The organism is Enterobacter sp. RHBSTW-00318 (genome assembly GCF_014101375.1).
Taxonomy (GTDB): Bacteria; Pseudomonadota; Gammaproteobacteria; order Enterobacterales; family Enterobacteriaceae; genus Enterobacter; species Enterobacter ludwigii.
The window spans coordinates 3,988,825-4,001,099 of record NZ_JABXQH010000001.1 but is presented as its reverse complement, the minus strand read 5'-3'; the positions used below and the strand labels follow the sequence as shown (position 1 = coordinate 4,001,099).

12 protein-coding genes are annotated in these 12,275 nt (G+C 58.6%); 2 read left to right on the top strand and 10 right to left on the bottom strand.

All coding sequences use genetic code 11. From position 1 onward, the window contains the following. Positions 1-4: 4 nt before the first annotated feature. Together hydN and HV157_RS19755 are read right to left on the bottom strand one after the other, a co-directional pair. Entirely contained in the window at positions 5-550 is a 546-nt protein-coding gene (gene hydN, locus HV157_RS19760; protein WP_023308960.1) for an electron transport protein HydN, read from the bottom strand. Positions 551-684: 134 nt separating this feature from the next. Further along, entirely contained in the window at positions 685-1,698 is a 1,014-nt protein-coding gene (locus HV157_RS19755) for a LacI family DNA-binding transcriptional regulator (RefSeq protein ID WP_049022820.1), read from the bottom strand. A gap of 214 nt (positions 1,699-1,912) precedes the next feature. Between HV157_RS19755 and ascF the strand changes: the two genes are divergently transcribed. Together ascF and HV157_RS19745 are read left to right on the top strand one after the other, a co-directional pair. Then, on the top strand, positions 1,913-3,364 hold the full coding sequence (gene ascF / locus HV157_RS19750) for a PTS cellobiose/arbutin/salicin transporter subunit IIBC (RefSeq protein ID WP_020883839.1): 1,452 nt from the start codon (positions 1,913-1,915) through the stop codon (positions 3,362-3,364). A gap of 18 nt (positions 3,365-3,382) precedes the next feature. Further along, positions 3,383-4,807 (top strand): 6-phospho-beta-glucosidase, encoded by a 1,425-nt coding sequence (locus HV157_RS19745; RefSeq protein ID WP_182268851.1) that lies wholly within the window; start codon positions 3,383-3,385, stop codon positions 4,805-4,807. 87 nt (positions 4,808-4,894) lie between these two features. On the opposite strand, the gene hycI is transcribed toward HV157_RS19745, so the two are convergent. The 8 genes from hycI to HV157_RS19705 form a co-directional block, all read right to left on the bottom strand. Next, positions 4,895-5,350, bottom strand: a complete 456-nt coding sequence (hycI, locus tag HV157_RS19740; RefSeq protein WP_014171360.1) for a hydrogenase maturation peptidase HycI — start codon at positions 5,348-5,350, stop codon at positions 4,895-4,897. After that, positions 5,343-5,753, bottom strand: a complete 411-nt coding sequence (locus HV157_RS19735; protein WP_182268850.1) for a formate hydrogenlyase maturation HycH family protein — start codon at positions 5,751-5,753, stop codon at positions 5,343-5,345. The genes hycI and HV157_RS19735 overlap by 8 nt, the downstream gene beginning before the upstream one ends. After that, positions 5,750-6,517: an NADH-quinone oxidoreductase subunit B family protein gene (locus tag HV157_RS19730; protein ID WP_014171362.1), complete on the bottom strand. Its 768-nt coding sequence runs from the start codon at positions 6,515-6,517 to the stop codon at positions 5,750-5,752. The genes HV157_RS19735 and HV157_RS19730 overlap by 4 nt, the downstream gene beginning before the upstream one ends. Continuing rightward, on the bottom strand, positions 6,517-7,059 hold the full coding sequence (locus HV157_RS19725; RefSeq protein WP_014171363.1) for a formate hydrogenlyase complex iron-sulfur subunit: 543 nt from the start codon (positions 7,057-7,059) through the stop codon (positions 6,517-6,519). The genes HV157_RS19730 and HV157_RS19725 overlap by 1 nt, the downstream gene beginning before the upstream one ends. Positions 7,060-7,153: 94 nt before the next feature. Next, complete coding sequence (hycE, locus tag HV157_RS19720; RefSeq protein WP_020883834.1) at positions 7,154-8,863, bottom strand: formate hydrogenlyase subunit HycE; 1,710 nt, start codon at positions 8,861-8,863, stop codon at positions 7,154-7,156. A gap of 15 nt (positions 8,864-8,878) precedes the next feature. Continuing rightward, a complete protein-coding gene (locus tag HV157_RS19715) occupies positions 8,879-9,802 on the bottom strand; it encodes a respiratory chain complex I subunit 1 family protein (RefSeq protein WP_014171366.1) in 924 nt (307 codons plus the stop codon). Position 9,803: 1 nt separating this feature from the next. Continuing rightward, positions 9,804-11,618 (bottom strand): formate hydrogenlyase subunit 3, encoded by a 1,815-nt coding sequence (gene hycC / locus HV157_RS19710; RefSeq protein ID WP_181216134.1) that lies wholly within the window; start codon positions 11,616-11,618, stop codon positions 9,804-9,806. Further along, complete coding sequence (locus HV157_RS19705) at positions 11,615-12,223, bottom strand: 4Fe-4S dicluster domain-containing protein (RefSeq protein ID WP_014171368.1); 609 nt, start codon at positions 12,221-12,223, stop codon at positions 11,615-11,617. The genes hycC and HV157_RS19705 overlap by 4 nt, the downstream gene beginning before the upstream one ends. Positions 12,224-12,275 lie beyond the last annotated feature (52 nt).

Below are 12,275 nucleotides of genomic sequence, written 5' to 3'. Positions count from 1 at the left end.
CGACTTAAAACAGCAGTGACGATGACGTGTCGAACGCGGCACGACGGCGTTTTTCCGCGCTCATCTGCTCAAGCTTGTCGCGATCCACGCAGACCAGGGCGTGCGTCGGGCAGGCCTCCATACAGGCCGGGCCGGCATCACGGTGGTAGCAGAGGTCGCATTTATTGGCTTCCGCTTTTTCCGCGCGCACGCTCAGCCCCATGCCGCTGTTGCGCACAACCGGACGCACCACGACTTCCATCGCACCGTACGGGCAGGCAACCACACAGGTTTTGCAGCCGATGCAGCGCTCCTGCATCACATGCACGAATCCTTTCTCACGTTTGATGGCCCCGTTTGGGCAGACGTTAGCGCACGGCGCATCCTCACACTGGCGACAGATAGCGGCAGTGGAGATATTCACGCCTTTAATGACGTGGATCCGCGGTAAAAAGGTATCAGGGGTGAGCGATGCGCAATCCTGCTCCGCCTGATGGGAAACCACACACGCCACTTCACAGGTACGGCAGCCAATGCATTTACTGGCATCGGCCATAATAAAACGGTTCATCTGCTTCTCCAGCATTACAGTCCTGCGCGGAGATATACATAAACCGTGCCAATTATTAACCTGTTGATTTTCTGCGGTTTATAAAATGACAGCAGGGCTGTCATCGTCACTTCTGACGATGACAGCTGTCGACATCAGCGGTGAGGCCCGTCAATAACCGAGTCACGCAGGATAAGCTCGCCGGAGAAGGTTTGCTGGTACTTAAACTCACCGCCATCCAGCAGGAAGATCAGGCGGCTAATGGTCTCTTTGATCATCTCCGTCACCGGAATGCGCACGCTGGAGAGCGAGGGGACGATGTAGGGGGCGATGGCCACATCGTCAAAGCCAATCACCGACACGGCATCCGGGGTGGCGATCCCGCGCTCATGCAGCTGTTTCATGGCACCAATCGCCATATCGTCATTGCTCGCCACCAGCGCCGAAAAAGTTTCACCGCGCGAAAGCAGCTCAGACACCGCCGCCGCACCGCTGGCCGGGTTCCATTTCCCCTGCGCAATCAGCGACGGGCGCAGCGGGATCTGGTGTTGTGCCAGGGCGTCTTTGTAGCCCGAGAGACGCTCAACGCCCGTGGGGGAATCCAGCGAACCGGTGATAAACGCAATCTCCCGGTGCCCTTTCTGAATAAGCTGCGACACGGCGTCCTGGCAGGAGGCTTTATGATCTGACCAGACGCTGTGACTGCTGTTTTTCCGTAAGCGGCGGTTGAGGACCATAATCGGCTGTTCGCATTTCTCAACGATATCGTCCATCTCATCCACGCTCAGGAAACGCGGGTAAATGATCACCGCGTCACAGCGCATATCGAGCAAATACTGAATGGCCTCGCGCTCTTCATCCGCACTGTGCTTACCGTCCGCCAGGATCAGCTGCCGCCCTTTCTCTTCCGTCATGCGGGCGGCGTGAAAGAGCAGTTCGCTAAAATAGACGCCGTGATAAAGGGTGTTGGTGACCACCAGACCCAGCGTCTGGGTACGTTTGGTCGCCAGATTTCGTGCCAGCAAATTCGGGCGATAGCCGCTCTCTTCAATCGCCTGAAACACCCGGTCTTTGGTCTCCTGGCTGACGTAGCCATTGCCCGACAATACCCTGGAAACCGTCGCTTTCGAAACGCCTGCCCGCTTCGCGACTTCAAGCATCGTGGTCATCGTAATCTTCCGTTTGAAACTACCAGGGCGCAGTGTACTGCACTGCAGAAAAATTGTCGCAGCGGCGATATCACGCTTTTTACCCCTCCAGGTGATCATCATCACGAAATGAAAAAATGCACAAAATGTGATCTTGTTTCATTCAAAGAAACTATTGATGATTATGTGGAACCGGTTTCCTACATTTCTCACAACGATAACAGGATTACATCCGATGGCCAAAAATTACGCTGCGCTGGCGAATGACGTTGTCAGCGCGCTCGGCGGCAGAGACAACATCGTCGCCGTCACCCACTGCATGACGCGACTGCGTTTCGTCCTCAAAGACGAAAGCCTCACCGATGCCCCGCGCCTGAAAAGCATTAACGGCGTGCTCGGCGTGGTCCGCAACGACAACCAGTGCCAGGTGATCATTGGCAACACCGTGTCTCAGGCCTACCGCGAAGTGGTAAGCCTGCTGCCCACCGACCTGCAGCCTGCCGTACCGGAAGGCCCGCAGAAAATGACCCTGCGCCGCATCGGTGCCGGGATCCTCGATGCGCTGATCGGCACCATGTCACCGCTGATCCCGGCGATCATCGGCGGTTCAATGGTCAAACTGCTGGCAATGATCCTGGAGATGACCGGCGCCCTGGAAAAAGGGGCACCGACGCTCACCCTTCTGACGCTGATTGGCGATGGCGCGTTCTTCTTCCTGCCGCTGATGGTCGCCGCCTCTGCCGCAGTGAAATTCAAAACCAACATGTCGCTGGCGATTGCCATCGCGGGCGTGCTGGTACACCCGGGCTTTATCGAACTGATGGCGAAAGCCGCACAGGGCGAGCACGTTGAATTCGCCTTTATTCCGGTGACGGCAGTGAAATACACCTACACGGTCATCCCGGCGCTGGTGATGACCTGGTGCCTGTCGTACATCGAACGCTGGGTTGATCGTATTACGCCGGCGGTCACGAAAAACTTCCTTAAACCGATGCTGATCGTTCTGATTGCCGCCCCGCTCGCCATTGTGCTGATAGGGCCGCTCGGGATCTGGATCGGGAGCGCGATTTCAGCGCTGGTCTACACTATTCACGGCTATCTGGGCTGGCTCTCCGTGGCCATTATGGGCGCCCTCTGGCCGCTGCTGGTGATGACCGGGATGCACCGCGTATTTACGCCGACGATTATTCAGACCATTGCCGAGACGGGCAAAGAGGGAATGGTTATGCCGTCGGAAATCGGAGCCAACCTGTCGCTCGGCGGTTCATCGCTGGCGGTGGCATGGAAAACGAAAAACCCGGAACTGCGCCAGACGGCGCTGGCGGCAGCGGCTTCTGCCATCATGGCAGGCATTTCAGAACCTGCCCTCTATGGTGTGGCGGTACGCCTGAAACGCCCGCTGATTGCGAGCCTTATCAGCGGCTTCATCTGCGGGGCAGTGGCTGGCATAGCCGGTCTTGCCAGCCACTCAATGGCGGCGCCGGGGCTGTTTACCAGCGTACAGTTCTTCGATCCGGCCAACCCGATGACCATCGTCTGGGTATTCGGGGTCATGGCGCTGGCGGTTGTGCTCTCGTTTGTTCTGACCCTGATTTTAGGTTTTGAAGATATCCCGGTCGAAGACGACGCTGAGAAAGCACGCGCCCTGCAGAGCGCTCCGGTTCAGGCCAAAGCAGCACAAGTCTAAATTTATAGCGAGGTAAAGATGTCTGTTTTTCCACAAGGATTTTTATGGGGCGGCGCGCTTGCCGCCAACCAGAGTGAAGGGGCTTACCGTGAAGGCGGCAAAGGACTGACGACGGTCGATATGATCCCCCACGGCGCGAATCGTCTGGCGGTGAAGGTCGGTAAGGAAAAACGTTTTACGTTGCGTGACGACGAGTTTTACCCGAGCCACGAGGCGATTGATTTTTACCATCGCTACAAAGAAGACATCGCCCTGATGGCGGAGATGGGCTTTACGGTATTTCGTACCTCAATTGCCTGGAGCCGCCTCTACCCGAACGGCGATGAGCCGCTGCCCAATAAAGAGGGGATTGCCTTCTACCGCGCAGTGTTCGAAGAGTGCAAAAAATACAACATCGAACCGTTGGTCACCCTGTGCCATTTCGACGTACCGATGCATCTGGTCACGGAGTATGGATCCTGGCGCAACCGCAAGATGGTCGATTTCTTCGCCCGCTATGCCCGTACCTGTTTCGAAGAATTTAACGGTCTGGTGAAGTATTGGCTCACCTTCAACGAAATCAACATCATGCTACACAGCCCGTTCTCCGGCGCGGGCCTGGTGTTTGAAAAGGGTGAGAACGAAGATCAGGTGAAATATCAGGCCGCGCATCACGAACTGGTGGCAAGCGCCCTGGCGACCAAAATCGCCCATGAGGTGAACCCGGAAAACCAGGTCGGCTGTATGCTGGCCGGCGGCAACTTCTACCCCTACTCCTGCAAACCGGAAGACGTGTGGATGGCGCTGGAGAAAGACCGCGAAAACCTGTTCTTTATCGACGTGCAGGCGCGCGGCAGCTACCCGGCCTATTCTGCCCGCGTGTTCCGCGAAAAAGGGGTGGTGATTGTCAAAGACCCTGGCGACGATGAACTGCTGAAAAATACCGTCGATTTTGTGTCGTTCAGCTATTACGCCTCGCGCTGCGCGTCGGCGGACATGAACGCCAGTAATACCAATGCGGCGAATATCGTGAAATCCTTGCGCAACCCGCACATCCAGGTCAGCGAATGGGGTTGGGGGATCGACCCACTGGGGCTGCGCATCACCATGAACATGATGTACGACCGCTATCAGAAGCCGCTGTTCCTGGTGGAAAACGGCCTCGGCGCGAAAGACGTCATGGATGAACACGGTGAGATTAATGACGACTACCGTATCAGCTACCTGCGCGAACATATTCGTGCGATGGGCGATGCCATAGAAGACGGTGTGCCGCTGATGGGCTACACCACCTGGGGCTGCATTGACCTGGTGGCCGCATCCACGGGCGAGATGAGCAAACGCTACGGGTTTGTCTATGTTGACCGCGACGACGCGGGCAACGGTACGCTGGACAGAACGCGTAAGAAATCGTTCTGGTGGTATAAGAAGGTCATTGCAAGTAACGGCGCGGATCTGGCGTAGCCTGTTGCTCTCTCCCCCACCCTCTCCCACAGGATTCGGGCGAGGAGGTGTCCAGGCCGGGTGGAAGCTACCACCACCCGGCACTGCTCACAGTCGGGAAAAACCGCCGTCCCCACGCCATCCGGCAAGCCGGGAGTAAACCTCTTCAACGGCCTCTTTCACCGGCGGCGTCATCGGATAATAAAACCCAACGATGTCCGGCTGAATGCCCAGAAACAATACCTCCCCCACGTCGTCTTTAATCTGATCGACCAGATAGTTCAGCGGCATATTGTGGGTGGTCATCATAAACATCTCGGCGATGTCATCCGGATCAATCAGGCGGGTTTCCCCCGGATTAAGTCCCATATCGGTTGCATCCACAATCAGCAGCCTGTCCGGGTGCAGCTCACGGATCGCCACCACATCGTTTTCCGGTGCGCTGCCGCCGTCAATAACCACCCATTCACCCTGCGGATGCGCGGCACACATTTGTGCAAGCAGCGGGCCCGCGCCGTCGTCGCCCATCATGCTGTTACCGACACACAGTAAAACATCAGTCACGTAATCTCCTCACCATCAGGTAGATGGCACTCTCCTGATGAATATCATGCAGCATGCTGAGCAAAATTTTGCTCCAGGCCTGCTGCTGCGGGGTTTGCACGCTCAGCGCGGCGTCGAAGGCACTGGCGAGCATCGCAATGTGGTTGGCGTCGATAACGATCTCACCGTACTTCGGCACGCCTTCCATTTTGCGGCGCGCCGTACTGCCCTCCGCCAGCGTGGCGATCCACGCCAGATAGTCAGGCCACGGGCAGCTTAATACCGTTTCGAGACAATCTATCACTCCGAGGTGATGCCCAATGGCCAGGCTGTAATAGACCACCTGCTGCGCCGCATCCGGCGTGGCATCGTTCTCATCAATAAACTTACGGCTCAGCTGACTGAACACCACCGTTTCACTCATCGGATACGCGCCTCTTCCACCACCTGATTCAGGTTCGCGACGATCTCATTAAGACGAGGATCGTTTTCCGCCTCCAGCCAGCGCGTGACCTGATGATCGCCCTGGCTCAGCAGACGCAGATAATCGTCGGCAATCTGGCGACCATAGCGATACCCCGCGAGCCGGCGCGCCGTGCGATCGACCTTCACGCGCAGCGGCTGCACCATATCCGGGTGCAGAATTGCGGCAGCCTGGTTGTCGCGTTCACCCGGTTCACGGGCATGTATTTTCTGCTCCAGCAGCCCGAGTGCCATGGCAAAACCGTACAGCGTGGCCGCAGGCGTTGGCGGGCAACCGGGAATGTAGACATCCACCGGAACAATTTTATCGGTGCCGCCCCAGACGCAGTACAGGTCATGGAAGATGCCGCCGCTGTTTCCGCAGGCACCGTAAGAGATACAGATTTTTGGATCCGGTGCGGACTGCCAGGCACGCAATGCTGGCGATCTCATGGCGCGGGTGACGGCACCGGTAAACAGTAAAATATCCGCATGACGCGGCGAAGGCACCACTTTAATACCGAAGCGTTCGGCGTCGAACAGGGGCGACAGCGTGGCAAAGATCTCAATCTCACAGCCGTTGCAGCCGCCGCAGTCCACCCGGTACACATAGGCCGAACGTTTAATGTTTTTCAGCAGCGAGGCCTTCATGCTGGCGATGGATTCCTCCACCGTCATCGGCACCGGAATGCCGTTAGCGTCGCGTGGGCCGATCAGGTTTTCCATCAGCTGGCCTCTCTCATATGACGGGTAATATCGATGCGATCCGACGGCAGCAGGCATTTCTGCCGCTTGCAGTCCGGGCAGGTTTCAAAGCTTTCGCGATGATGCTCCGCGCGGGCATCACCGTTGTGCTGCAACAGCGCGATGGCGTAGTCGATCTCTTTTTGTACGGCAAACGGGCGTTTGCAGACACGGCAGTTGCACAGCGCGAAACGCGACTGCTGCAGAAAATCCTCTTTCTTCCAGACCGCCAGCTCGTACTCCTGCGAAAGACGGATCGCCACCGTCGGGCAAACCTCCTCGCAGCGGCCGCAGAAAATGCAGCGCCCGAGGTTGAACTGCCAGGCCAGCTCGCCCGTTTTCAGATCGGTTTCCACCGTCAGGGCATTTGACGGGCAGGCGTTAACGCAGGCAGCACAGCCGATGCACTGCTGCGGGTTGTGCTCCGGCTTGCCGCGAAAGTTTTTATCGACCGGCATCGGCTCCAGCGGATAGCGACTGGTCACCGTCCCGGTTTTGATCACTTTTTTAATGAAGGTAAACATGTTGACTCCTGCTTATGTGCTGCCTGTGCTCCGCCCCCCGGATCTCTCATCAAAAAGAGGGTCAGGGTGAGGGCATCAGCCTGCACAAAATCCCCTATTTCAGCGGCGAGTTCTTACGCTCGATGCTGTAGCGCTCCAGCTCTTTGTACGGCACCACCTGGCTTTTCTTCTTGCGCACATCCACCACCGTCATGCGGTCGGTGCAGGAGTAGCACGGATCGAGGCTGCCAATGATCAGCGGCGCATCGGATACCGTATTGCCGCGCAGCATGTAGCGCAGGGTTGGCCAGTTGGCGTAGGTTGCCGCACGGCAGCGCCAGCGGTAGAGCTTCTGGTTGTCACCGGTCATGCTCCAGTGGATATCGTCTCCACGCGGGGCTTCGGCAAACCCCAGCGCGAAGCGGTTTGGAATGTAGGTGAAGCCCTCGACCATTAGCGGACCGCCCGGCAGATTATCCAGACCGAAGTCGATCATGTTCAGCGCGGTGAAGACCTCGTTGATACGCACCTTCAGACGCGAAATAACGTCGCAGCCCTGCTCGCTGTGCACGGTCATAGGCAGCAGGCCGTAGCCGACGAACGGATGATCGGCGCGGGTATCGCGGGCGTGGCCGCTGGCGCGAACCATGGGGCCAACGTTACTGAAATCGCGGGCGATTTGCGGATCCAGCCGGCCAATACCGACGGTACGCTGCTCAATGTTCGGCGTGCTGAGCAGCATATCCACCAGCTCCTGAACGTCGCGACGCATCTGCTGCGCCAGCTGGCGGGTCTGGATCATGTCATCTTTCAGCAGATCGCGACGAATCCCGCCGATCAGGTTCAGACCGTATGTTTTACGCGCCCCGGTCAGGATTTCCGCCATCTTCATGGAGGCTTCACGTACGCGGAAAAACTGCATAAAGCCGGAGTCAAAACCGACAAAGTGACAGGCCAGACCGAGGTTCAGCAGGTGCGAGTGCAGACGCTCCACTTCCAGCAGGATGGCACGGATCATCTGCGCGCGTTCCGGCACCACAATCCCCATGCCGTTCTCCACCGAGGTGGTGTAGGCGGTACTGTGGGCAAACCCGCAGATGCCGCACACGCGGTCAGAGAGGAACGTCACTTCGTTATATCCCATCCGGGTTTCCGCCAGCTTTTCCATCCCGCGATGCACGTAGAACAGGCGGTAGTCGGCATCAATAATATTCTCGCCGTCGACAAACAGGCGGAAGTGGCCCGGCTCGTCAGACGTGACGTGCAGCGGGCCTATCGGCACCACATTGTTCTTTTTGCTGCCGAGCTCATTGATGAACGCGTAAGTCTCGCTGTCGGTGGTCGGGGCCGGACGCTGACGGTAATCCATGCTGTCTTTGCGCAGGGGATAGAGTTCGTCTGGCCAGTCGTCCGGCAGCACCAGACGGCGCTCATCCGGAAGCCCAACCGGGACCAGACCATACATATCGCGCACTTCACGCTCGCCCCAGACGGCGGCGGGCACGCGCGGGGTGACAGACGGGTATTCCGGTTTGTTGGGATCCACTTCGACACGCACGGTGAGCCAGCACTTCTCGCCCTGCTCCATCGACATCACGTAGTAAACCGCATAGTTTCCGCACAGCTGACGCTCGTCGTTGCCGAACAACACCGACAGCCAGCCACCCTGCTGGTAGTAGAGAAACTCCACCACTTCCGGCAGGTAGTTCACTTTCACGGTCACCGTTATCTGGTCTTTGGTTTGCCAGGACTCCTCCAGCACCACGCCCGGGAAGGCCTGGTGCAACGCGGCGAGATACTGCTGACCTTTCTTTTCTTCAGACATAAAAACTCTCTTTAATCACGCCACCAGCAAGGAGACGAACGCTAAAAATGCAAAACCAAAACCGGCCCAGGTGATGCGCGACGTCGCCACAAAACGCAGACGCGCCATGCTGTTCTCAAACAGGGCAATCACCAGCACGCCGACAAGTAGCTTGAGCGCGGCAACGACCACCGCCAGCACCAGGCCGGCCGCGGAAAAGTGCGTCATCTGCCCCCACGGGAAGAAGACACCGACAAACATCTGCAGCACCACCAGCTGTTTGAGGCTGATGCCCCATTTCAGCACCGCAAAGCCGTAACCGCTGTACTCGGTCAACGGACCTTCCTGCAGCTCCTGCTCCGCTTCCGCGAGGTCGAACGGCAGTTTGCCCATCTCGATAAACGTCGCGAATGCGCAGGCGCAGAGCGCCAAAAGCAACGGAAGGGAACGGTCCACGGGCCAGTGATACACGGTATGAGTGATAAAGCTGATATGGGTTGACCCCGCGACCTGCGCAGCGACCCACAGGCCGAGCAGCAGGATCGGCTCAACCAGCACGCCGAGCATGGCCTCGCGGCTGGCACCAATCCCGGTAAACGGGCTGCCGGTATCGAGGCCGGCAATCGCGAAGAAGAAACGCGCGATGGCGAAGAGGTAGATAAGCGTAATGAGATCGCCCAGCACCGGCAGTGGCGATCCGACGGTGACGACCGGTAACGCCGTGGCGATGGTGAGCATGACGCCAGCCAGCACAAACGGTGTCAGGCGAAAGACCCATCCTGCCGCGTCCGGGGAAACGCTCTGACGTCCCATCAGCTTGAACAAATCACGGTACTCCTGGAGTACACCAGGCCCGCGACGGTTATGCATCCGGGCACGCGCCACGCGGCTCACCCCGGAGAGCAACGGCGCCATGGCAAATAGCACCAGCGCCTGAAGTATTGCCAGTAACAGACTCATGTCAGGCTCCTCGTGAAATCACAATCACAACCAGTACCGCCAGTTCGATCAACGCCAGTCGGCGGAACAGCACGGGCACGGCAGCGCTCTGCCAGCCCGGCACCCACCCCACCGGGTTAAGCCAGTCCCGCAGTTTCAGCACCGCGGCAAAGTTCTCTTTGACCGGCATGGCAAAGCCGTGCGCTGTGATCACCATGGATTGCTCGTGTGCGTAACCGCAAGCCCAGGCGGTACCGCGTGATCGAGAGGAGAGGCGGTCGCGTCTGAAGAACAGCATCAGCACGAACGGCAGCAGCGGCGCGGCAATCAGCAGCAGCGCAATCATCGGCTGGGACACCGTGGTATGCGCCGTGGTGAGCGGCAGAGGAATGGCGTTACCCAACAGCGGAAGAAGCCACGGGGCAGCCACCCCGCCCGCGATGCAGCACAGCGCCAGCGCGACAACGCTCGCCCCCATCAATGCCGGCGCACAGCAGGCGTTTTCGGCCTCACGCGTGCGCGGTGCACCCAGGAAGGTCACGCCGTAGACTTTAGCCATACACATCACCGCCAGCGCACCGGTTATCGCCAGCCCAACCGCCAGCAGCGGGCCGAGCAACCGGGCGATAAACACCTCGCTCTGACCGAGTGCGAAGAAGGACTGATAGATAACCCACTCGCCGGCAAAGCCGTTCAGCGGCGGCAGCGCAGCCATTGCCATCAGCCCCACCAGCATGCACAGAGAGATAACGGGCATTTTTTTGCCGATGCCGCCGAGTTTTTCGATATCGCGATGACCGGTGCGGAACCAGACGCTACCTGCCCCGAGGAACAGGGTGCTTTTAAACAGGCTGTGGTTGATCAGGTGATACAGGCCGCCGATAAAGCCGGCCGCAATCAGCGCCGGTTGATTGAGCGCCAGCCCGGTAACGCCTGCGCCAATACCCAGCAGGATAATGCCGATGTTCTCAAGGGTGTGGTACGCCAGCAAACGCTGGATATTGTGCTCCATCAGGGCGTACAGGCCGCCGACGAAGGCGGTGATCATCCCGGCGACCAGCAGCACAACGCCCCACCACAGCGGTGGCTGCCCACCGGTGAGCGTTATCGTCAGAATGCCGAACAGACCAACCTTCATGACAACCGTCGAGAAGAGCGCTGCGGCAGGCGCGGAGGCATGTGCATGTGCCTGTGGCACCCAGCCGTGCAGCGGGATAATCCCGGCCAGCAGGCCAAAGCCGATCACGCCAAGGAGCCAGACATCATTCCCGAGCGACTGACCGTTAAGGGCGGAGAAGTCCAGCGTGCCGAAGCGCTGCCACACCAGCCAGCAGGCCAGTGCCAGCAGCAACGTGCCAAGACGCCCCAGCGCAAACCACAGTTTGCCGGAGGTGCTACAGCCCGTAAGGAATACGCCGCACAGCGCCATGATCTCGGCCATCACCACCAGAGCGCCGAGGTTGCTGGCAGTCACGGTACAGACCGCCGCAGCCATCAGCAGATTGACCAGCAGACCGTTGGGCTGAGTGTGCTGATGACGGTGCCAGTCAATATTAAACAGGCTGATAAACACGCCGCACAGACCAAAGGTCACCAGCCAGATGGCATTCAGCGGCGTAATTTCAACGGTGTGCCGTATCAGCGGCATCACCGCTTCGACAGATTGTCCGCCTGTTAACACGAGGCCACCGGCCACCAGCGTCATCACGCTGCCAACCGCCCCGCCGATACCGGCTATCCAGCCGCTCAGGGTTTTATGGAAAGAGAAGATCAAGGCCAACACAGCGGCGGCGGCAAAATAGGCCACCGCGCTGGTAATCATCATCACCGCGTTCATTTCGCCCCCTCGTTCAGCGCCTGAAGCAGAGAAAGATCGCCGAAATCACTGTTAATGGTCAGCTCACGCTTACGTTTACTGGTGCGAACGATGTCGCGAATATTGACCAGAATCAGCGCCTTCGTCGGGCAGGTGCGCACACAGGCTGGCCCTTGTTCATCAAAGCTGCACAGGTCGCATTTGACCGCAACGGCACGCACGCCGGGAACCCAGTCAAGCAGCGTGCTCACCTTCGCCGGCGCAGGTGGCGCTGGCGGCGCTTTCGGGGAGTTGGCATTCGCCGGGATATGCAGCGGACGGCTGCCGGAAAATTCAATCGCGCCGAACGGGCAGGCAATGCCGCACAGTTTGCAGCTCACGCACAGACTTTCATTCAGCTGCACCGCCCCCTCGACACGGGTGATGGCATTAACAGGACAGACTCCCGCGCAGGGGGCATCTTCACAGTGGTGGCAGAGCTGCGGCGCAGACTCTTTTTCATTACGCATGACGCGCAGGCGCGGCATGGACTGTAGCCCGTGCTGACGGTGCGTTTCCGAACAGGCCGCCTCACAGGTTCGACAGCCAATACAGACCGTCGAGTCAGCAATTACAAAACGGTTCACCGGGTCATCCTCTGGTGATAGTCATTTTTGACGAAAAACTGTCTTGTCGACA